This is a genomic window from Phormidium sp. CCY1219, from assembly GCF_055795085.1.
On record NZ_JAYFEQ010000856.1, the window covers coordinates 1 to 19,949 of the forward strand.

22 protein-coding genes are annotated in these 19,949 nt (G+C 61.3%); all 22 read left to right on the top strand.

The genetic code is table 11. The annotated features are described in order from the left end of the window. Positions 1–105: 105 nt before the first annotated feature. A complete protein-coding gene (locus AC0QH1_RS27200; protein ID WP_324634597.1) occupies positions 106–2,043 on the top strand; it encodes an acetyl/propionyl/methylcrotonyl-CoA carboxylase subunit alpha in 1,938 nt (645 codons plus the stop codon). Positions 2,044–2,075: 32 nt separating this feature from the next. Then, positions 2,076–2,942: a hydroxymethylglutaryl-CoA lyase gene (locus AC0QH1_RS27205; RefSeq protein WP_324634598.1), complete on the top strand. Its 867-nt coding sequence runs from the start codon at positions 2,076–2,078 to the stop codon at positions 2,940–2,942. Between the two features lie 29 nt (positions 2,943–2,971). Beyond that, positions 2,972–3,757 carry a crotonase/enoyl-CoA hydratase family protein gene (locus AC0QH1_RS27210; protein ID WP_324634599.1) on the top strand — a complete coding sequence of 262 codons (786 nt, stop codon included), beginning with the start codon at positions 2,972–2,974 and terminating at the stop codon, positions 3,755–3,757. A gap of 249 nt (positions 3,758–4,006) precedes the next feature. Continuing rightward, positions 4,007–4,363, top strand: coding sequence for an NADH-quinone oxidoreductase subunit A (locus AC0QH1_RS27215; RefSeq protein WP_206027098.1), 357 nt, complete (start codon positions 4,007–4,009; stop codon positions 4,361–4,363). Continuing rightward, positions 4,354–4,887, top strand: a complete 534-nt coding sequence (locus tag AC0QH1_RS27220) for a NuoB/complex I 20 kDa subunit family protein (RefSeq protein ID WP_239323350.1) — start codon at positions 4,354–4,356, stop codon at positions 4,885–4,887. Before AC0QH1_RS27215 ends, AC0QH1_RS27220 begins: the two co-directional genes overlap by 10 nt. A 15-nt stretch (positions 4,888–4,902) precedes the next feature. Further along, on the top strand, positions 4,903–5,508 hold the full coding sequence (locus tag AC0QH1_RS27225; RefSeq protein ID WP_005618556.1) for an NADH-quinone oxidoreductase subunit C: 606 nt from the start codon (positions 4,903–4,905) through the stop codon (positions 5,506–5,508). After that, positions 5,505–6,722 carry an NADH-quinone oxidoreductase subunit D gene (locus tag AC0QH1_RS27230; protein ID WP_324634600.1) on the top strand — a complete coding sequence of 406 codons (1,218 nt, stop codon included), beginning with the start codon at positions 5,505–5,507 and terminating at the stop codon, positions 6,720–6,722. Before AC0QH1_RS27225 ends, AC0QH1_RS27230 begins: the two co-directional genes overlap by 4 nt. Then, positions 6,719–7,291 carry a hypothetical protein gene (locus tag AC0QH1_RS27235; protein ID WP_324634601.1) on the top strand — a complete coding sequence of 191 codons (573 nt, stop codon included), beginning with the start codon at positions 6,719–6,721 and terminating at the stop codon, positions 7,289–7,291. Before AC0QH1_RS27230 ends, AC0QH1_RS27235 begins: the two co-directional genes overlap by 4 nt. Beyond that, positions 7,236–8,495, top strand: a complete 1,260-nt coding sequence (locus tag AC0QH1_RS27240; protein ID WP_324634602.1) for an NADH-quinone oxidoreductase subunit E — start codon at positions 7,236–7,238, stop codon at positions 8,493–8,495. The genes AC0QH1_RS27235 and AC0QH1_RS27240 overlap by 56 nt, the downstream gene beginning before the upstream one ends. A 52-nt stretch (positions 8,496–8,547) precedes the next feature. Next, a complete protein-coding gene (locus AC0QH1_RS27245) occupies positions 8,548–8,778 on the top strand; it encodes a DUF5337 domain-containing protein (RefSeq protein WP_065326950.1) in 231 nt (76 codons plus the stop codon). A 6-nt stretch (positions 8,779–8,784) separates the two neighbouring features. Beyond that, complete coding sequence (nuoF, locus tag AC0QH1_RS27250) at positions 8,785–10,083, top strand: NADH-quinone oxidoreductase subunit NuoF (protein ID WP_239323353.1); 1,299 nt, start codon at positions 8,785–8,787, stop codon at positions 10,081–10,083. 9 nt (positions 10,084–10,092) lie between these two features. Beyond that, positions 10,093–10,455, top strand: coding sequence for a hypothetical protein (locus tag AC0QH1_RS27255; RefSeq protein WP_324634603.1), 363 nt, complete (start codon positions 10,093–10,095; stop codon positions 10,453–10,455). A gap of 98 nt (positions 10,456–10,553) precedes the next feature. Then, positions 10,554–11,003 carry a DUF5333 domain-containing protein gene (locus tag AC0QH1_RS27260; RefSeq protein ID WP_324634604.1) on the top strand — a complete coding sequence of 150 codons (450 nt, stop codon included), beginning with the start codon at positions 10,554–10,556 and terminating at the stop codon, positions 11,001–11,003. A gap of 3 nt (positions 11,004–11,006) precedes the next feature. Beyond that, positions 11,007–12,989 (top strand): NADH-quinone oxidoreductase subunit NuoG, encoded by a 1,983-nt coding sequence (gene nuoG / locus AC0QH1_RS27265; RefSeq protein ID WP_239367690.1) that lies wholly within the window; start codon positions 11,007–11,009, stop codon positions 12,987–12,989. 38 nt (positions 12,990–13,027) lie between these two features. After that, positions 13,028–13,378: a hypothetical protein gene (locus AC0QH1_RS27270; protein WP_009178839.1), complete on the top strand. Its 351-nt coding sequence runs from the start codon at positions 13,028–13,030 to the stop codon at positions 13,376–13,378. A 6-nt stretch (positions 13,379–13,384) separates the two neighbouring features. Beyond that, positions 13,385–14,422, top strand: coding sequence for an NADH-quinone oxidoreductase subunit NuoH (gene nuoH / locus AC0QH1_RS27275; RefSeq protein WP_065330698.1), 1,038 nt, complete (start codon positions 13,385–13,387; stop codon positions 14,420–14,422). A gap of 1 nt (position 14,423) precedes the next feature. Beyond that, the gene (gene nuoI / locus AC0QH1_RS27280; protein WP_005624618.1) at positions 14,424–14,918 is read left to right on the top strand and encodes an NADH-quinone oxidoreductase subunit NuoI; all 495 of its coding nucleotides are present in this window, start codon (positions 14,424–14,426) and stop codon (positions 14,916–14,918) included. Then, positions 14,915–15,325 (top strand): carboxymuconolactone decarboxylase family protein, encoded by a 411-nt coding sequence (locus AC0QH1_RS27285; RefSeq protein WP_005624621.1) that lies wholly within the window; start codon positions 14,915–14,917, stop codon positions 15,323–15,325. Before nuoI ends, AC0QH1_RS27285 begins: the two co-directional genes overlap by 4 nt. Beyond that, a complete protein-coding gene (locus AC0QH1_RS27290; protein WP_005624623.1) occupies positions 15,322–15,924 on the top strand; it encodes an NADH-quinone oxidoreductase subunit J in 603 nt (200 codons plus the stop codon). Before AC0QH1_RS27285 ends, AC0QH1_RS27290 begins: the two co-directional genes overlap by 4 nt. A 3-nt stretch (positions 15,925–15,927) precedes the next feature. Continuing rightward, positions 15,928–16,233 (top strand): NADH-quinone oxidoreductase subunit NuoK, encoded by a 306-nt coding sequence (nuoK, locus tag AC0QH1_RS27295; RefSeq protein ID WP_324634605.1) that lies wholly within the window; start codon positions 15,928–15,930, stop codon positions 16,231–16,233. A gap of 5 nt (positions 16,234–16,238) precedes the next feature. Further along, a complete protein-coding gene (gene nuoL / locus AC0QH1_RS27300) occupies positions 16,239–18,374 on the top strand; it encodes an NADH-quinone oxidoreductase subunit L (protein WP_324634606.1) in 2,136 nt (711 codons plus the stop codon). Next, a complete protein-coding gene (locus tag AC0QH1_RS27305) occupies positions 18,374–19,942 on the top strand; it encodes an NADH-quinone oxidoreductase subunit M (protein WP_324634607.1) in 1,569 nt (522 codons plus the stop codon). The genes nuoL and AC0QH1_RS27305 overlap by 1 nt, the downstream gene beginning before the upstream one ends. Positions 19,943–19,949: the final 7 nt, after the last annotated feature.

The following is a 19,949-nucleotide window of genomic DNA, read 5'->3' on the forward strand; positions in this document are numbered from 1 at the left end:
CCCCCCCCCCCCCCCCCCCCCCCCCCCCCCCCCCCCCCCCCCCCCCCCCCCCCCCCCCCCCCCCCCCCCCCCCCCGCGACGGTCCCTCAAAAGGAGCACCGCAAGATGTTCAACAAGATCCTGATTGCCAACCGTGGCGAAATTGCATGCCGGGTGATGGAAACCGCCCGTCGTCTGGGTGTACGCACCGTCGCCGTCTACTCCGATGCGGACCGAGGTGCCAAACATGTGGCGCTTGCGGATGAGGCTGTCCATATCGGCCACGGACCGGCCCCAGCGGATAGCTACCTGCTGCAGGACGAGATCCTCGCCGCCGCCAAAGCCACCGGCGCGCAAGGCATACATCCGGGTTATGGGTTTCTGTCGGAGAACCCCGATTTTGTGGAAAAGGTCGAGGCGGCAGGCCTTGCCTTCATCGGTCCCTCTGCCAGCGCGATCCGCAAGATGGGGCTCAAGGACGCGGCCAAGGCGCTGATGGAAGAGGCGGGCGTTCCGGTGGTTCCGGGCTATCACGGCGACACTCAGGACGCGGGCTTCCTCGCCGAACAGGCGGAGAGCATCGGCTATCCGGTCCTGATCAAGGCGGTCGCGGGCGGCGGTGGCAAGGGCATGCGGTTGGTCGAGGATCCCAAGGATTTCAACGATGCGCTGGCCTCGGCGCAGGGCGAGGCCACAACGTCCTTTGGCAACCCGGCGGTGCTGATTGAAAAATACATCCAGAAACCGCGCCATATCGAGGTGCAGGTCTTTGGCGACGGTACATCGGCGGTGCATCTGTTTGAGCGCGACTGTTCGCTGCAGCGCCGCCACCAAAAGGTGATCGAAGAAGCGCCGGCCCCCGGCATGACCGAAGAGATGCGCGCCGCCATGGGGCAGGCCGCCGTGCGCGCGGCCGAGGCGATCGGCTATGCGGGCGCGGGCACGGTCGAGTTCATTGTGGACGGCTCGGACGGGCTGCGTGCGGACGGGTTCTGGTTCATGGAGATGAACACCCGTTTGCAGGTGGAGCATCCGGTCACGGAGCTCATCACCGGCGTTGATCTGGTGGAATGGCAGTTGCGCGTCGCCTCTGGCGAAGGGCTGCCCCTGCAGCAGGACGACCTCACCATCAGCGGCCACGCCTTCGAGGCGCGGCTTTATGCCGAAGACGTGCCCAAGGGCTTTTTGCCCGCCACCGGCACGCTCTCGCATCTGGCCTTTCCCGAAGGTGTGCGCGCCGACAGCGGGGTGCGGGCAGGGGACACCATCAGCCCGTGGTATGATCCGATGATCTCCAAGGTGATCGTACATGGCCCCTCCCGCGCCGCAGCGCTGCGCCAGCTGGATGACGCGCTGGCCCGCACCGAGGTTGCCGGAACTGTCACCAACCTTGCCTTCCTTGGCGCGCTCACGCGGCATGCCGGCTTTGCCGCGGGCGACGTGGACACAGGCCTGATCGCACGGGATCTCGACACGCTCGCGGCGGCACCGGTCGCAAAGCCCGAGCATAAGGCCGCCGCTGCAATGGCTGCGCTCGATCTGATCGAGGCGCGCCCTGACATGGGCTTTACGCTATGGGCCGACCTGCATCGCTCCGTCACGCTGGAGTGGCAGGGCGAGCGGTTTGAGGCCACCGTCGAGGTCAACGGCCCCGACCGTCAGGATTGGACGATTGAGGGCACGCATATCGCCGTGAACCGCATGGCCTCAGGCTGGGTGATTGGCAGCATGCCCCTGCCGCCCCTGTCGATCTGCGGCGACACGATCACGGTGTTTGATCACTACGGGCTGAGCTTTACGGTGATCGACCCGCTGGAGCGCGCCGCAGGGGCTGCCGGGGACGGCAACCTGATCGAGGCCCCGATGCCTGGCCTGGTCAAGGCGGTCTTTGCGGAGGCGGGCGCCACCGTCAAGGAAGGCGACCGGCTCGCCATCCTTGAGGCCATGAAAATGGAACACTCTTTGCTGGCCGCCCGGGACGGCGTGGTTGCAGAAGTTCTTGCGCAAGCCGGCGATCAGGTGGAGGCTGGAGCAGCGCTGGTCCGGCTGGAGGAAGACGCCTGAGCCGCGCCCATGAACCGGGAGGAGCAAAACCCATGAAAGACCGCGTCGAGATCTTTGAGGTGGGCCCACGCGACGGGCTGCAGAATGAAAAGCGCGACATCCCCGTCGCCGACAAGGTGGCGCTGGTGGATTGCCTCAGCCGCGCAGGCTTTTCCCGGATCGAGGTGGCAAGCTTCGTGTCGCCGAAATGGGTGCCGCAGATGGCGGGCAGCGCCGAAGTGCTGGCTGGGATCACCAAGGCCAAAGGCGTGCGCTATGCGGCGCTCACCCCGAATATGCGGGGCTATGAGGACGCGCTGGCCGCGCGCGCCGATGAAATCGCCATTTTTGCCTCCGCATCCGAGGGGTTTTCGCAGGCCAATATCAATGCCTCGATTGCCGAGAGTATTGAACGCTTTGCCCCCATTCTGGAGGCCGCGCGCCATATCGACCTGCCGGTGCGGGGTTATGTCTCCTGCGTGACCGACTGCCCCTATGATGGCGCTGTCGCCCCCGACAAAGTGGCCGAGGTCGCGGATCGGCTGTTCTCGATGGGCTGCTATGAGATCTCGCTGGGCGACACCATCGGCAAGGCGACACCCGACAAGATCGCCAAGATGCTGATTGCGGTCAAAGACGCCGTGCCAGTGACGCGGCTTGCGGGGCATTACCACGACACCGCAGGCCGGGCCGTGGACAATATCGACGCCTCGCTGGCGCTGGGCGTGCGGGTGTTTGATGCCGCCGTGGGCGGGCTTGGCGGCTGTCCCTATGCGCCGGGTGCGGCGGGCAATGTCGCCACTGAGGTCGTGCACGAACACCTGACCCGGCTGGGCTATGACACTGGGCTGGATGGCGATGTCCTGCAGGAGGCCGCTGTTATGGCGCGCGCTCTGCGTCCCGTTGCCGCCGATGCCTGATACTTCATCACAATAAGGACCCTTTGGCCATGTATGACACGCTAACGCTCACACGCGATGATCGCGGCGTGGCGACCCTGACGCTCAACCGTTCCGAAAAGCACAACGCCATGTCGGGGCAGATGCTGCAGGAATTGCAGGATGCAGCGCGCGCGCTGGCGGCGGACCGAAGCGTGCGTGTGGTGGTCCTGACCGGCGCGGGTAAAAGCTTCTGCGCTGGGGGCGATCTGGCGTGGATGCAGGCGCAGATGGATGCGGATGCCGAGACCCGCGCCCGCGAGGCGCGGGTGCTGGCGGACATGCTGAACCTTCTGAACACCTTGCCGCAGCCCTTGATCGGGCGGCTACAGGGCAACGCGTTTGGCGGTGGCGTGGGCATGGCCTCGGTCTGTGATGTGGCGATCGGCGTCGACAGCCTCAAGATGGGCCTCACCGAGACCCGCCTTGGCCTGATCCCCGCCACCATCGGCCCCTATGTCATCGCCCGCATGGGCGAGGCGCGCGCGCGGCGCGTGTTCATGTCGGCGCGGCTCTTTGACGCGTCGGAAGCGGTGGAGCTGGGGCTTCTGGCCCGGGTGGTTCCAGCCGACTCACTCGATGCCGCGGTCGAGGCAGAAGTGGTGCCATACCTTGATTGTGCGCCGGGCGCGGTCGCTGACGCCAAGGCACTGGCGCGCGCCCTGGGCCCGCAGATCGATAAAACCGTGATTGATTTTACCATTTCGGCCCTTGTGGACCGCTGGGAAAGCCCCGAGGCCGTGGATGGGATCAACGCGTTTTTTGAAAAACGCGCCCCCGCCTGGCGTAGCAAATAAGGGGTTTCCCGCCGCTTTGGCCGGGCCGGTCTGCACCAACTTGCCGCGCGCTAAATTCCGACTAAAACCATCAGTTTTTAAGGCGTTGTTGCGTGTCTGCCGGTCTGGTCGAGAAAGCTTTTCACATTAACTTCCCCTTGGTTGACGGTGTAGGGGGACGGGAGTAGTAACGGCCCAAGTCAACACGCCAATTGACGGTGCACGAGCAGATCTTGCCGTGTGCGCGGAAAGGAGCCACTCGTGGAAGAGATGTTGCGGGAATACCTGCCCATTCTGGTGTTTTTGGCCGTCGCCATCGGCCTTGGTCTCGTGCTTATTCTTGCTGCCGTTGTTGTTGCGGTGCGCAATCCCGACCCGGAAAAAGTCAGCGCCTATGAGTGCGGTTTCAACGCATTCGATGACGCCCGCATGAAATTCGACGTGCGCTTTTATCTGGTCTCGATCCTGTTCATCATCTTCGATCTGGAGATTGCCTTCCTGTTTCCCTGGGCCGTCGGCTTTAAGGACATCAGCGATACCGGCTTCTGGTCCATGATGGTGTTCCTGGGCGTGCTGACGATCGGCTTTGCCTACGAATGGAAGAAGGGGGCATTGGAATGGGAGTGACAGCTGGCGCGAACACCGCGGGTGTCGACAAGGAAATGGTCACCCAGGCCCTCAATGCGGAATTGCAGGACAAGGGGTTTCTGCTGACCTCTGCCGAGGACATCATCAACTGGGCGCGCACCGGATCGCTGCACTGGATGACCTTTGGTCTGGCCTGCTGCGCGGTCGAGATGATGCATACCTCCATGCCACGCTATGACGCCGAACGCTTTGGCATCGCGCCACGCGCGAGCCCGCGTCAGTCGGATGTGATGATCGTTGCGGGCACCCTCACCAATAAGATGGCCCCGGCGCTGCGCAAGGTCTACGACCAGATGCCAGAACCGCGCTATGTGATCTCGATGGGGTCCTGCGCCAATGGCGGTGGCTATTACCACTACAGCTATTCCGTCGTGCGCGGTTGTGACCGGATCGTGCCGGTCGACATCTACGTGCCCGGCTGCCCGCCCACCGCAGAGGCGCTGCTTTATGGGCTGATGCAACTGCAGCGCAAGATCCGCCGCACCGGCACCCTTGTGCGCTAAGGGCAGGAGACACAGATGATTGAAGCATTGCAAGACCTTGGCCATCAGATCGAAGCCAAGCGCCCCGATTGTGTGTTGTCCTGGGACATCGCGCATGGCGAGCTGAATATCGACGTGAAACCGGCCAATATCGCAGGTCTTGTGGAGTTCCTGCGCGTGGACAGCGCCTGCCGGTTCTCCACCCTGGTTGACATCACCGCCGTGGATTACCCCGAGCGCACCAAGCGCTTTGACGTGGTGTATCACCTGCTGTCGATGTACCAGAACCACCGCATCCGCCTGCGGGTTGCGGTGCGCGAAGAGGACATGGTGCCCTCCATCGTGGATGTGCACCCCTCCGCCAACTGGTTCGAGCGCGAAGTCTTTGACATGTTCGGCATCCTGTTCACAGGCCACCCGGACCTGCGCCGCCTGCTGACCGACTACGGCTTTCGCGGCCACCCGCTGCGCAAGGATTTCCCGACCACCGGCTACACCGAAGTCCGCTATGACGAGGCGCAAAAGCGCGTGGTCTACGAGCCGGTGAAACTGGTGCAGGAATACCGCCAGTTTGACTTCATGAGCCCATGGGAGGGTGCCGACTACATCCTGCCCGGTGACGAGAAAGAGGGGGCGAAATGATGGACGGCTCCAAAGGTTTTGACGACGCCCAGACGGGCGAGCAGAAGATCCGTAATTTCAACATCAACTTCGGCCCGCAACACCCGGCGGCCCACGGCGTTTTGCGCCTGGTTCTGGAACTGGACGGCGAGATCGTGGAACGCTGCGATCCGCATATCGGCCTCTTGCACCGTGGCACCGAAAAGCTGATGGAGAGCCGCACCTACCTGCAGAACCTGCCGTATTTCGACCGCCTCGATTATGTGGCGCCGATGAACCAGGAGCACGCATGGTGTCTGGCGATCGAGAAACTCACCGGGGTTGAGGTGCCGCGCCGCGCCCAGCTCATTCGGGTGCTTTATTCGGAAATCGGCCGCATCCTCAATCACCTGCTGAACGTCACCACGCAGGCGATGGACGTGGGCGCGCTGACGCCGCCGCTCTGGGGCTTTGAAGAACGCGAAAAGCTGATGATCTTCTACGAGCGGGCCTGTGGTGCACGTCTGCACGCGGCCTACTTCCGCCCCGGTGGTGTGCATCAGGACCTGCCGGATGAATTGCTCGATGATATCGAGGAATGGGCGATCGAATTCCCCGCCGTGATGGACGACATCGACGGGCTGCTGACCGAGAACCGCATCTTCAAGCAGCGCAACTGCGACATCGGCGTCGTCACCGAGGAGGAGATCCAGCAATACGGGTTCTCCGGCGTCATGGTGCGTGGCTCCGGTCTGGCCTGGGATTTGCGCCGTGCGCAGCCCTATGAATGCTACGACGAGTTCGACTTTCAGATCCCGGTGGGCAAGAACGGCGACTGCTACGACCGCTACCTTGTCCGGATGGAAGAGATGCGCCAGTCGCTGTCGATCATCCGTCAGGCGATCCACAAGCTGCGCGAGGCCACCGGCGACGTGATGGCGCGCGGCAAGATCAGCCCGCCCAAGCGCACCGACATGAAAACCTCGATGGAGAGCCTGATCCACCACTTCAAGCTCTATACCGAAGGCTTCCACGTCCCCGAGGGCGAGGTCTACGCCGCGGTCGAGGCGCCCAAGGGCGAATTCGGGGTCTATCTGGTGGCGGATGGCACCAACAAACCCTACCGCGCCAAGCTGCGCGCGCCGGGCTTCCTGCATTTGCAGGCGATGGACCACGTCGCCAAGGGCCACCAGCTCGCCGACGTCGCGGCCATCATCGGCACCATGGACATCGTTTTTGGAGAGATTGACCGGTGATCGGGGCAGTCGTAAAAAATTGCGCTGGTGCAGCACAATTTGCTGCATCCCTTGCAGCGGTTGTAGGGCTCATTTGGTCGGCTAGTAGTTTAGCTAACGCTCTGGAAGCGAACAGGAACAACGCAGTAATTTTGGAATGCAGCAAGATGATTGCGGCGCTAAATGACTACGACGCTAAGTTGACGTTGATCGAACTTGCGGCGGAATTGGAACAAGGCAAGATCGCTGCTGATCCAAACTATTTTTCCCTCAAAGCAGCCGAGGTAGATCATCTTGCACCGGTTCTTGAAGTACAAGCGCAGCTGAGTAGTGCACTCAATATGGCTCATGTTTTATTTCCGGGTGACCTTGAAATTAAAATGAGCTTCTCGTTTTTCTCACCTTACGTTGCTTTCTTGGAACACGCGAGTTCGGGAGAACTTGTGTTCGTCAACTCGGAGCGAGCACTTAAAAAAACTCAGCAAGTGAGAGATGCTACTCTTGCAGAGAAGAAGAAGGTTTCGGTGCATAGAAGTGAAATTTCGCGTCTTTGTGCAGAAAAAATACACGGTGAAAACGATGCTGCGTAGGCTCCATTCCGAACAACCCGATAGTTTTGCCTTCACCCCGGCCAACCAGGCCTGGGCAGAGGCGCAAATGACCAAATACCCCGAGGGCCGTCAGGCCTCGGCGGTGATCCCGATCCTGTGGCGTGCGCAGGAACAGGAAGGCTGGATCACCAAACCGGCGATCGAATATGTCGCCGATATGCTCGGCATGGCCTATATCCGCGTGCTGGAGGTGGCCTCCTTCTACTTCATGTTCCAGCTGCAACCCACCGGCTCTGTTGCGCATATTCAGGTCTGCGGCACCACCTCCTGCATGATCTGCGGGGCGGAGGATCTGATTGCGGTCTGCAAGGACAAGATCGCGCCCAAGCCGCACACCGTGTCCGAGGATGGCAAGTTTTCCTGGGAAGAGGTGGAATGCCTCGGGTCCTGCACCAATGCGCCGATGGCGCAGATCGGCAAGGACTACTACGAGGATCTGACCGCCGCGAGCTTTACCAAGCTGATCGACGATCTGGCCGCTGGCAAGGACGTGGTGCCTGGCCCGCAAAATGGCCGTTACGCGGCAGAGCCGAAATCCGGTCTTACCTCGCTCAAGGATTATGAGGCGGACAAGCCGCAGTACAACGCGTCTGCCGAACTCGCGACCGAGCTTGGCGACGGTGTGAAGCGCATTCAGGGCGATGAAGTACCGCTGCTGACCCCTTGGGTGGGCAAGGATGGCGTGGTTGCGGGGCGTGCTGCGGCAGAGCCCACTCCGGCAGCACCGGAGCGTCCGAAACCCGCCGCCAAGCAGGCGGAAGCGGCCAAGGCAGAGACGCCCTCCAAACCTCCCGCCAAGAAATCCGACGCCGCCACCCCGGCACAGCCCGAGGCCGCCGCCGCAAAGGTGACAGAGCCCAAGGCGGATGCGGCAGATGCGGTCGAGGAAAAAGAGCCCGAGACGCTGACCGCGGCGCGCGAGGGCGGGGCGGACGACCTCAAACTCCTCAAAGGGGTGGGGCCGAAGCTTGAACAGACACTGAATGAGTTGGGCTTTTTCCACTTCGACCAGATCGCCAAATGGACCGAGGCCGAGATGGCTTGGGTGGATGCGCGCCTGAAGTTCAAGGGCCGCATCGAACGGGACGGCTGGATCGAACAATCCAAGAAACTGGCAGCGGGTGAAGAGACCGAGTTTGCCAAATCGGCCAAGACAGACGGCCGTTACAAAGACAAATCATAATCGCAGATCGCGGCCATGGGCCGTGCGCTGTGGTCAAGGATGACTGGACCCGATGACGAAGGACGAACAGGATAAGGCCATTGCAGCCAAGGGGCGGCACATCTCGCTGGTGATCGCCGGCACGATGGTGGCCTGGCTGATCCTGTCGCTTCTCATTGGTCCCGCGATCGGCCTGCCGGGCCGCTATGCGCTGCTGTTCGATTTCGCCGCTCTGGCGGCGATGATCTATGCGGGCGTCAACATCATTCAACTCTGGCGCATGCGTCAGAACAGTCAAAGGTAGGCACACATGCTGAAGGATCAGGATCGGATCTTTACCAACCTTTACGGGATGCACGAACGCACGTTAGCGGGCGCACAAAAGCGTGGCCATTGGGACGGTACGGCGGGCCTCATTGAAAAAGGGCGCGACTGGATCATCCAGACCATGAAGGATTCCGGCCTGCGCGGACGCGGCGGTGCGGGCTTCCCCACCGGCCTCAAATGGTCCTTCATGCCCAAGGAAAGCGACGGGCGTCCGGCCTATCTAGTGATCAACGCTGATGAGTCCGAGCCCGGCACCTGCAAAGACCGCGAAATCATGCGCCACGATCCGCATACGCTGATCGAGGGCGCGCTGATCGCTTCCTTCGCGATGAACGCACACACCTGCTACATCTACCTGCGCGGCGAATATATCCGCGAGCGCGAGGCGCTGCAGGCAGCGATTGACGAATGCTACGACAAGGGGCTTCTGGGCAAAGACGCTGCAGGCTCCGGCTGGGACTTCGACGTCTTCCTGCACCACGGGGCAGGGGCCTATATCTGCGGCGAGGAAACCGCCCTGATCGAGAGCCTTGAGGGCAAAAAAGGCATGCCGCGCATGAAGCCGCCGTTCCCGGCGGGCGCGGGGCTTTATGGCTGCCCGACCACCGTGAACAATGTGGAATCCATCGCCGTGGTGCCGACCATCTTGCGGCGCGGGGCGGAGTGGTTTGCGGGCTTTGGCCGTCAGAACAACGCGGGCACCAAGCTTTTTGCGATCTCCGGCCACGTCAACAACCCCTGCGTTGTTGAGGAAGCGATGAGCATTTCCTTTGAGGAACTCATCGACAAACACTGCGGCGGCATTCGCGGCGGCTGGGACAACCTTCTGGCGGTGATCCCCGGCGGTTCTTCCGTGCCCTGTGTGCGCGGCGAGAAGATGCGCGACGCGATCATGGATTTTGATTACCTGCGCGGCGAGCTGGGCTCCGGCCTTGGCACCGCGGCGGTGATCGTGATGGACAAACAGACCGACATCGTAAAGGCGATCTGGCGTCTGTCCAAATTCTACAAACACGAGAGCTGCGGCCAGTGTACCCCGTGCCGTGAGGGTACCGGCTGGATGATGCGCGTCATGGATCGTCTGGTCCGGGGCGAAGCGGAACTCGAAGAAATTGACATGCTCTGGGATGTCACGAAACAAGTTGAAGGCCACACCATCTGTGCATTGGGTGATGCAGCTGCCTGGCCCATTCAGGGTCTCATTCGCAACTTCCGCGAAGAAATCGAAGACCGCATCAAGGCTCAGAAAACGGGTCGCGTCGGCGTGATGGCAGCGGAATAACCTGAAGAGATGATGATGACTTCACGTATGACTTTGACGCTGATACTGGCGGCCTCGGTGGGGCTTGCGGCCTGTGGAGGCAAGACCCGCGAGGAAAAGCGCATGCGGTTTGACGGCATCGCGTTCCGCACCAGTGCCAAAGCGATCAACAAGAGAGAGACCCTCGCCGATTTCCGCATCGAGGTGCGTGATGCGCTGCAATCCCAGCGGGGGGCGCTGGCGGCTGCCGATCACCAGGCCAAACGCTATTGCATCGTGAACTTCGGCACCTCGCGGTTTGATTGGACCAACATCGCGCTGGACGCCGAGGGCAACTACAATATCCAGCTCGACAAGGGCGATGCGGTCTATACGGGACGTTGCGAGTCTTGATGCGCAGGTCGGCATATCATGGCCGGTCCGGCGGGGTGCTATTGTATAACAGCGCGTCTCACTCCTGTGGTTCAGACAGAACCACACAGGAGTCTGACATGTCTGAATCAATTGCCATTTCCCCGGCACGCACCGCCGTGATGGCCACCTCTCTGGCGGCTTTGGCGGCCCTGCTTCTGGCCTTTGGTGCCAACGCGGGCGAGGCCAGGCCGTCGTTGCGCGATGTGCAGGAAATCGAGGATCCGCTGTTTGCCGTGGCCGTGGCCAGCGAAGTGGCCGATCAATGTGATCGCCTCGCGCCGCGCACGCTCAAAGGGCTGAACCAGCTCTATCAGATCCGCAGCCGCGCCAATGCGCTTGGCTACAGCGACGCTGAAATCAAGTCCTACATCAAGTCGGACCAGGAAAAATCCCGGATGCGCGCCAAGGGCGAGCGCCTGCTGCGGCAGGAAGGGGTCAAACTGGACCAGCCAGAAACATTCTGCGCCTACGGGCTGGCGGAAATCGAGAAAAACAGCGCGATCGGCGTGTTACTGAGGGCGAAATAGACCATGTCTGACCTCCGCAAGATCAACATTGACGGAACCGAGATCGAAGTCGACGGGGCGATGACCCTGATCCAGGCCTGCGAGCAGGCCGGGATCGAGATCCCGCGCTTCTGCTACCACGAGCGTCTCTCGATTGCGGGCAACTGTCGTATGTGCCTTGTGGAGGTCGTCGGCGGCCCGCCCAAGCCCGCTGCCTCCTGCGCGATGCAGGTGCGTGATCTGCGCCCCGGTCCCGAGGGCCAGGCGCCGCAGGTGAAGACCAATTCACCGATGGTGAAAAAGGCGCGCGAAGGGGTGATGGAGTTTCTCCTGATCAACCACCCGCTGGATTGCCCGATCTGCGATCAGGGCGGCGAATGCGACCTGCAAGATCAGGCGATGGCCTACGGCGTTGATTTCTCGCGCTTCCGTGAACCCAAGCGCGCGGTGGACGATCTGAACCTCGGCCCGCTTGTGGGCACCGCAATGACCCGCTGCATCTCCTGCACCCGTTGCGTGCGCTTCACCACCGAGGTCGCAGGCATTTCGCAGATGGGGCAGACCGGACGCGGCGAGGATGCGGAGATCACCTCCTATCTGAACGAGACGCTGGATTCGAACCTTCAGGGCAACATCATTGACCTATGCCCGGTCGGTGCGCTGACCTCGAAACCCTATGCGTTTACCGCGCGTCCGTGGGAGCTCACCAAGACCGAGACCATCGACGTGATGGACGCGCTGGGATCGAACATCCGCGTGGACACCAAGGGCCGCGAAGTGATGCGTATCCTGCCGCGCAACCATGATGGCGTGAACGAAGAATGGATCTCCGATAAGACCCGTTTTGTCTGGGATGGCCTGCGTCGCCAACGTCTGGACCGCCCCTATGTGCGTGTGGATGGCAAGCTGAAGCCCGCCACATGGCCCGAGGCGCTGGAGGCTGTCGCCACCGCGATGAAGGGCAAGAAAGTCGCAGGCCTGATCGGTGACCTGGTTCCGGTTGAGGCCGCCTATGCGCTGAAGAACCTGATCGAGAGCCTTGAGGGCAAGGTCGAATGCCGCACCGATAATGCGCGCCTGCCCATCGGCAACCGCGCGGGCTATGTCGGCACCGCCACCATCGAGGATATCGACACCGCCAAGGACATCATCCTGATTGGCACCAACCCGCGCGACGAGGCGCCGGTGCTGAATGCCCGCATCCGCAAGGCGTGGCTCAAGGGGGCCAATGTGAAACTGGTCGGCCCGGCCGCTGATCTGACCTATGATCACGATCATGTGGGAACGGATCGCGCCGCGCTTGACGGGCTGACAGCCCCGGAAGACGCGATCGTCATCGTGGGGCAGGGCGCGCTGCGCGAAGCCGACGGTCTCGCGGTTCTCGCCAAGGCGCAATCTCTGGGCAAGCTCTTGGTCCTGCACAGCGCCGCCGCTCGTGTGGGCGCCATGGACGTCGGGGCCGTCACCGAGGGTGGCATGGCGGCTGCAATCGACGGTGCAGAGGTGATCTACAACCTCGGGGCCGATGAGGTCGAAATCGATGCAGGTGCATTTGTGATCTATCAGGGCAGCCACGGCGACCGTGGCGCGCACCGCGCCGATGTGATCCTGCCGGGTGCGGCCTATACCGAGGAAAACGGCCTGTTCGTGAACACCGAAGGCCGTCCGCAGCTTGCCATGCGTGCAGGTTTTGCTCCGGGTGAGGCCAAGGAAAACTGGGCCATCCTGCGGGCGCTGTCGGCGGAACTCGATGCTAAACTGCCCTATGACAGCCTCGCGCAACTGCGCAAGGCGCTGATCAAGGACGTCCCGCATCTGGCCAAGGTGGATCGCGTTGTTGCCAATGAAGGCGAGGCGCTGCCGGTTGAAAAACTCGGCAAGGCGGATTTCCTGCCTGCGGTCAAAGACTTCTACCTGACCAACCCGATTGCGCGCGCATCGCAGCTGATGGCAGAGCTCTCCGCTCAGGCCAAGGCGCGCCGCGACACGGCGATTGCGGCAGAGTGATCCGGGCGGCGCTCATATCGCTCGCGGGGCTTGCCCTCATGGCCTGCACGGATGTGTCGGGCGATGAGGTGAGCCGCGCCGCGCCCGATTATCTGGGCGTGGACACCAGCCTCCTCGATGGGGATCTGGTGCAGTTCCATGTCACCATGGACCGGGTCGGGGCGCTTGAGGATCTGAACGACTATGCCGATTGCGCGGCAGCACAATATGCGCTGATCCGGGGATACGGCTTTGCGCGTCATGTGCGCACAAAAACGAAACAAGAGGCTGGTATTTGGAAGGCCGATGCGGTCTACACCATCTCGCCAGCCTTACCGCGCGGTTTGCGCACGCTCGACGCCGAAGTCGTGGTGCAGGACTGCAAGGCAAACGGAATACCTACGGTGTGAGGACCCATGGCTGAATTCTTTAACACCCCAGGCGGCATTGCTGTCATCATCCTGGCGCAGACCCTGGCGGTTGTCGCCTTTGTGATGATCTCGCTTCTGTTCCTTGTCTACGGCGACCGCAAAATCTGGGCGGCTGTCCAAATGCGGCGCGGTCCCAATGTGGTGGGCGTCTATGGCCTGTTGCAGACCGTCGCGGATGCGCTGAAATACGTGGTCAAGGAGGTGGTCATCCCGGCCGGCTCTGACCGGACTGTGTTTATCATGGCGCCGCTCACCTCCTTTGTGTTGGCGATGATCGCCTGGGCGGTGATCCCGTTCAACGACACATGGGTGCTCTCGGACATCAATGTCGCCATCCTCTATGTGTTCGCGGTCTCTTCGCTTGAGGTCTACGGCGTCATCATGGGCGGCTGGGCGTCGAACTCCAAATACCCGTTCCTTGGCTCCTTGCGCTCTGCGGCGCAGATGATCTCCTATGAGGTCTCCATCGGTCTCATCATCATTGGTGTGATCCTGTCGACAGGCAGCATGAACTTTGGCGATATCGTGCGGGCACAGGACGGCAATGCAGGCCTGTTCAACTGGTACTGGCTGCCGCATTTCCCGATGGTGTTCCTGTTCTTCATTTCCTGCCTTGCGGAAACCAACCGCCCACCGTTCGACCTGCCCGAAGCGGAGTCCGAACTGGTGGCAGGCTATCAGGTGGAATACTCCTCGACGCCGTTCCTGTTGTTCATGGCCGGTGAATATATCGCCATCTTCCTGATGTGCGCGCTCACTTCGCTGCTGTTCTTCGGCGGCTGGCTGTCGCCGGTGCCGTTCCTGCCGGACAGCCCGCTGTGGATGATCGCAAAGATGGCGTTCTTCTTCTTCCTCTTTGCCATGGTCAAGGCCATCACCCCGCGTTACCGCTACGACCAGCTGATGCGTCTGGGCTGGAAAGTTTTCCTGCCGTTCAGCCTGGTCTGGGTGGTCTTTGTGGCCTTTGCCGCACGTTTCGATTGGTTCTGGGGGGCGTTCGCCCGCTGGAGCACAGGAGGCTGATATGACCCAGATCGATTACACCCGCGCCGCCAAATACTTCCTGCTGCAAGACGTGTGGCAGGGGTTCAAACTAGGGCTGAAGTATTTCTTCGCCCCCAAGGCGACCCTGAACTACCCGCATGAAAAAGGCCCGCTCAGCCCGCGTTTTCGCGGTGAGCACGCCCTGCGCCGTTATCCCAACGGCGAGGAACGCTGCATTGCCTGCAAACTCTGCGAGGCGATCTGCCCGGCGCAGGCCATCACCATCGATGCCGAACCGCGCGAGGACGGTAGCCGCCGCACCACGCGCTACGACATCGACATGACCAAATGCATCTACTGCGGTTTCTGTCAGGAAGCCTGCCCGGTGGACGCCATTGTCGAGGGGCCGAATTTTGAATTCGCCACCGAGACCCGCGAGGAGCTGTTCTACGACAAGGACAAGCTGCTGGCCAATGGCGAGCGCTGGGAAGCCGAGATTGCCCGCAACCTTGAGCTGGACGCGCCGTACAGATGAGTGAGACGCCAAAAAACCCTTTCGAGGCCATGATGGCCCAGGCGCAGGAGATGGCGAAGGCCCTCAATCCTGCGCTTGAGAGTTTCTCTCCCAAAGGGTTTGAGGCGCTCTGGCCCACCATGCCCAAAGAGGTCATGGAGATGATGTTCGGCAACACCGTCAACAAAGACGGGCTTGATGCCAAAACCCGGCTGCTGCTGACGCTGGCGGGGTTGACCATGCAGGGCGCGCAGGCCGATACGGCCGTGCGCCAGACCGTGCGCCACGCTCTTGCGGCGGGCGCGAAGAAACAAGAGATCGTTGAAACGATCGGACAGATGTCGGTCTTTGCCGGCATTCCGGCCATGACCCGCGCGATGGATTTGGCGCAGGAGGTCATGGACGACAAAGGGGACGATGAGACATGAGCGTGTTTGCCTTTTACCTCTTCGCCATCAGCGCCATCACCGGCGGGCTGTTCACTGTGATCAGCCGTCAGCCAGTGCATTCGGTGCTGTGGCTGATTCTGGCTTTTATTTCCTCGGCCGGGCTGTTTGTGCTGCTGGGGGCGGAATTCGTCGCCATGTTGCTGGTGATCGTCTACGTGGGCGCGGTCGCGGTGCTGTTCCTCTTTGTGGTGATGATGCTCGACGTCGACTTTGCCGAGCTCAAGGCCGAAATGGCCCGCTACATGCCGCTGGCACTGCTGATCGGGCTGGTGATCCTGATGCAGTTCGTGATCGCCTATGGCTCCTGGGAGAGTGCGCATGACGTGGCGCAGAACCTGAGCCAGCCGATCCCTGTTGATCGGCACAACACCGAGGCGCTTGGCCTCATTATCTACGACCAATATTTCCTTCTGTTCCAGCTAGCGGGTCTGATCCTTCTGGTGGCCATGATCGGTGCCATCGTTCTGACCCTGCGCCACCGCCAGGATGTGAAGCGTCAGGACGTGCTCGCCCAGATGTATCGCGATCCGGCCAAGGCAATGGAGCTCAAGGACATCAAACCGGGGCAGGGGCTTTGATCAATGATCGGACTTGAACATCATCTCACCGTCGCGGCGACGCTGTTCGTTATCGGCATTTTCGGGCTCTTCCTGAACCGCAAGAACGTGATCATCCTTTTGATGAGCATCGAACTCATGCTGCTGGCCGTGAACATCAACCTCGTCGCCTTCTCGTCGTTCCTTGGCGATCTGGTGGGGCAGGTGTTCACGCTGTTCGTGCTGACCGTCGCCGCCGCTGAGGCCGCGATTGGCCTTGCGATCCTCGTCTGCTTCTTCCGGAACCGCGGCACCATCGCTGTCGAAGACATCAACGTGATGAAGGGCTAATCCAGATGGAAACCATTCTCCTCTTTGCCCCGCTGGTGGGGGCGGTGATCTGCGGCTTTGGCCATAAGATCATCGGCGAAAAAGCCGCCATGTGGACCGCCACCGGCCTGTTGTTCCTCACGGCGCTGTTGTCGTGGATCACATTCCTGACCTTTGACGGCGAAACCCGCATCATCGAGATTTTCCGCTGGATCGAGAGCGGCAGCCTGTCGACCTCCTGGTCGATCCGACTGGACCGGTTGACCGCGATCATGTTGATCGTGATCTCTACGGTGTCGGCGCTCGTGCATCTTTATTCCTTCGGCTACATGGATCACGACCCGCAGTACAAAGAGGGCGAGAGCTACAAGCCGCGCTTCTTTGCCTATCTGTCGTTCTTCACCTTCGCCATGTTGATGCTGGTGACCTCCGACAACCTGGTGCAGATGTTCTTCGGCTGGGAAGGCGTGGGCGTTGCCTCCTACCTGTTGATCGGGTTTTACTACCGCAAGCCCTCTGCCGGGGCGGCGGCGATGAAGGCCTTCATCGTCAATCGTGTGGGCGACTTTGGCTTCTCGCTCGGGATCTTTGCGCTGTTTTTCCTGACGGACAGCATCAACCTTGGCACCATCTTTGCCGAGACGCCGGATCTGGCGGAAACCACCGTGTCGTTCCTCTGGACCGACTGGAACGCGGCCAACCTGATTGCCTTCCTGCTGTTTGTCGGTGCGATGGGGAAATCGGCGCAGCTGATCCTGCACACATGGCTGCCGGACGCGATGGAAGGGCCGACCCCGGTGTCGGCACTCATTCACGCCGCAACCATGGTGACGGCGGGTGTGTTCCTTGTGTGCCGCATGTCGCCCTTGATGGAGGTTGCGCCCGAAGCGACGACCTTTATCACCGTTCTCGGTGCCACCACCGCGTTCTTTGCCGCGACCGTGGGTCTGGTTCAGACCGACATCAAGCGCGTGATTGCCTATTCGACGTGCTCGCAGCTGGGCTACATGTTCGTGGCCGCGGGCGTCGGCATGTATTCGGCGGCGATGTTCCACCTGTTCACCCACGCGTTCTTCAAGGCGATGCTGTTCTTGGGCGCGGGCTCCGTCATTCACGCGATGCACCACGAACAGGACATGATGAACTACGGCGGCCTGCGCAAAAAGATCCCCTATACCTTCTGGGCGATGATGATCGGCACGCTGGCCATCACTGGCGTTGGCATTCCGCTCACCCACATCGGGTTTGCAGGCTTCCTGTCCAAGGACGCCATTATCGAAAGCGCCTATGCGGGCGGCTCCATGTATGGCTTCTGGATGTTGGTGATCGCAGCGGCGATGACGTCCTTCTACAGCTGGCGCCTGATCTTCCTGACCTTCTACGGCAAACCGCGTGGCGACAAACACACCCATGATCACGCGCATGAAAGCCCGATGGTCATGCTGATCCCGCTGGGCGTTCTGGCGCTGGGGGCGGTGTTTGCCGGTATGCTCTGGTACAACTCCTTCTTTGGTCACGCCGACAAGGTGGGCAAATTCTACGGCATCCCGGTGGCCGAGGCAGCTGCGCACGGCGATGCCGCCTCCCACGGCGACGATCATGCAAGTGACTCGCATGCCGCAGAAGAGGACCACGGTTCGGCGGATCACGGGACGGATACCACCCATGGCGCCGAGGGCGAACATCACTATGCCTTTGTCGGCAAGCCGGGTGAGGGCGCGCTGTATATGGCACCGGACAACCATGTTCTGGATGACGCCCATGCCGCGCCCAAATGGGTGAAGGTCTCCCCCTTCATTGCCATGCTCCTGGGCCTTGGTCTGGCGGTCCTGTTCTACATCGTGAACCCGGAGCTGCCCAAACGCCTCGCGCAGCAGCAGCGTCCGCTTTACCTGTTCCTCAAGAACAAGTGGTACTTTGACGAGCTTTATAACGTGGTCTTTGTCAAACCGGCGCTGGCGCTTGGCCGCTTCTTCTGGAAGAAGGGCGACGGCAAGACCATTGACGGGTTCCTCAACGGTGTGGCGATGGGCATCGTGCCCTTCTTCACCCGTCTCGCTGGCCGGGCCCAGTCCGGTTACATCTTCACTTACGCCTTCTGGATGGTGCTGGGGATCGCAGCCCTTGTCACCTGGATGTCGATCGGCGGAGGATCGCACTGATGGATCACAATCTCCTTTCCATCGTAACCTTCATTCCTGCGCTGGCGGCGGCGTTTATGGCGCTGCTGATGCGCGGTGACGACGAAGCCGCACGACGCAACGCAAAGATCCTGGCGCTCTTTGCCACCACGATCACCTTTGTGGTGAGCCTGTTCATCTATGCGGGCTTTGACCCGGCCAATCCCGGCTTTCAGTTCGTCGAGGAGCGCGCCTGGATCTTTGGCCTGAAGTACAAGATGGGTGTTGATGGCATCTCGGTGCTGTTTGTGCTGCTGACGACCTTTGTGATGCCGCTGACCATCCTGGCCAGCTGGTCCGTCGCCACCCGGGTCAAGGAATACATGATCGCCTTCCTGGTGCTGGAGACGCTGATGCTCGGCGTGTTCATGGCGCTGGACATGGTGCTCTTCTACCTGTTCTTCGAAGCCGGCCTTATTCCGATGTTCCTGATCATCGGCATCTGGGGCGGCAAGGACCGGATCTACGCCTCGTTCAAGTTCTTCCTCTACACCTTCTTTGGCTCTGTGCTGATGCTGGTGGCGATGGTGGCGATGTATTTCGATGCGGGCACCACCGATATGGTCCGGCTGCTGGCGCATGAGTTCTCCTATGCGGGCTTTGACGTGCTGGGCGTTCACGTGGTGGGCGGCATGCAGACGCTGCTGTTCCTCGCTTTCTTTGCCTCCTTTGCGGTGAAGATGCCGATGTGGCCGGTGCACACATGGCTGCCGGACGCACACGTTCAGGCCCCGACGGCGGGCTCCGTGGTGCTGGCGGCGATCCTGTTGAAGATGGGCGGCTATGGCTTCCTGCGGTTCTCCTTGCCCATGTTCCCGATCGGGGCGGAGGTGATGACCGATGTGGTCCTGTGGATGTCGGCGATCGCGATTGTCTACACCTCGCTGGTGGCGATGGTGCAGGACGACATGAAAAAGCTGATCGCCTATTCCTCGGTCGCCCACATGGGGTTTGTCACCATGGGCATCTTTGCGGCGAACCAGCAGGGTGTGGATGGGGCGATTTTCCAGATGCTCAGCCACGGCTTCATCTCTGCCGCACTCTTCCTCTGCGTAGGGGTCATCTATGACCGCATGCATACCCGCGACATCGACGCCTATGGCGGTCTCGTGATCCGCATGCCTGCCTATGCGCTGGTGTTCATGTTCTTCACCATGGGCAACGTGGGCCTGCCGGGCACCTCTGGTTTCATCGGGGAGTTCCTGACGCTGGTCGGCACCTTCCAGGAGAACACCTGGGTTGCCTTTGTCGCCACCACCGGCGTGATTTTCTCGGCCTGCTATGCGCTCTGGCTCTATCGTCGGGTGGTCTTTGGCGATCTGATCAAGGAGAGCCTCAAGGCCATTCAGGACATGAACGCCCGCGAAAAATGGATCTTTGCGCCGCTCATCGCGATGACGCTGCTGCTTGGTGTCTACCCGTCCGTCGTCACTGATGTGATCGGTCCCTCGACCGAAGCGCTGGTGCAATCCGTCAACACGGCCGTTGCCGACGCGGGGCCCCTCTGGGATGCCGCCGAGGTCGATGTCGCCGCCACCAATTCCCACTAAGGAGCTG

What these genes read in the sequence shown, in the direction of transcription:
- AC0QH1_RS27200 (WP_324634597.1), top strand. Translation starts at nt 106, where the DNA reads ATGTTCAACAAGATCCTGATTGCCAACCGTGGCGAAATTGCATGCCGG.
- AC0QH1_RS27205 (WP_324634598.1), top strand. Translation starts at nt 2,076, where the DNA reads ATGAAAGACCGCGTCGAGATCTTTGAGGTGGGCCCACGCGACGGGCTG.
- AC0QH1_RS27210 (WP_324634599.1), top strand. Translation starts at nt 2,972, where the DNA reads ATGTATGACACGCTAACGCTCACACGCGATGATCGCGGCGTGGCGACC.
- AC0QH1_RS27215 (WP_206027098.1), top strand. Translation starts at nt 4,007, where the DNA reads ATGTTGCGGGAATACCTGCCCATTCTGGTGTTTTTGGCCGTCGCCATC.
- AC0QH1_RS27220 (WP_239323350.1), top strand. Translation starts at nt 4,354, where the DNA reads ATGGGAGTGACAGCTGGCGCGAACACCGCGGGTGTCGACAAGGAAATG.
- AC0QH1_RS27225 (WP_005618556.1), top strand. Translation starts at nt 4,903, where the DNA reads ATGATTGAAGCATTGCAAGACCTTGGCCATCAGATCGAAGCCAAGCGC.
- AC0QH1_RS27230 (WP_324634600.1), top strand. Translation starts at nt 5,505, where the DNA reads ATGATGGACGGCTCCAAAGGTTTTGACGACGCCCAGACGGGCGAGCAG.
- AC0QH1_RS27245 (WP_065326950.1), top strand. Translation starts at nt 8,548, where the DNA reads ATGACGAAGGACGAACAGGATAAGGCCATTGCAGCCAAGGGGCGGCAC.
- nuoF (WP_239323353.1), top strand. Translation starts at nt 8,785, where the DNA reads ATGCTGAAGGATCAGGATCGGATCTTTACCAACCTTTACGGGATGCAC.
- AC0QH1_RS27255 (WP_324634603.1), top strand. Translation starts at nt 10,093, where the DNA reads ATGATGATGACTTCACGTATGACTTTGACGCTGATACTGGCGGCCTCG.
- AC0QH1_RS27260 (WP_324634604.1), top strand. Translation starts at nt 10,554, where the DNA reads ATGTCTGAATCAATTGCCATTTCCCCGGCACGCACCGCCGTGATGGCC.
- nuoG (WP_239367690.1), top strand. Translation starts at nt 11,007, where the DNA reads ATGTCTGACCTCCGCAAGATCAACATTGACGGAACCGAGATCGAAGTC.
- AC0QH1_RS27270 (WP_009178839.1), top strand. Translation starts at nt 13,028, where the DNA reads ATGGCCTGCACGGATGTGTCGGGCGATGAGGTGAGCCGCGCCGCGCCC.
- nuoH (WP_065330698.1), top strand. Translation starts at nt 13,385, where the DNA reads ATGGCTGAATTCTTTAACACCCCAGGCGGCATTGCTGTCATCATCCTG.
- nuoI (WP_005624618.1), top strand. Translation starts at nt 14,424, where the DNA reads ATGACCCAGATCGATTACACCCGCGCCGCCAAATACTTCCTGCTGCAA.
- AC0QH1_RS27285 (WP_005624621.1), top strand. Translation starts at nt 14,915, where the DNA reads ATGAGTGAGACGCCAAAAAACCCTTTCGAGGCCATGATGGCCCAGGCG.
- AC0QH1_RS27290 (WP_005624623.1), top strand. Translation starts at nt 15,322, where the DNA reads ATGAGCGTGTTTGCCTTTTACCTCTTCGCCATCAGCGCCATCACCGGC.
- nuoK (WP_324634605.1), top strand. Translation starts at nt 15,928, where the DNA reads ATGATCGGACTTGAACATCATCTCACCGTCGCGGCGACGCTGTTCGTT.
- nuoL (WP_324634606.1), top strand. Translation starts at nt 16,239, where the DNA reads ATGGAAACCATTCTCCTCTTTGCCCCGCTGGTGGGGGCGGTGATCTGC.
- AC0QH1_RS27305 (WP_324634607.1), top strand. Translation starts at nt 18,374, where the DNA reads ATGGATCACAATCTCCTTTCCATCGTAACCTTCATTCCTGCGCTGGCG.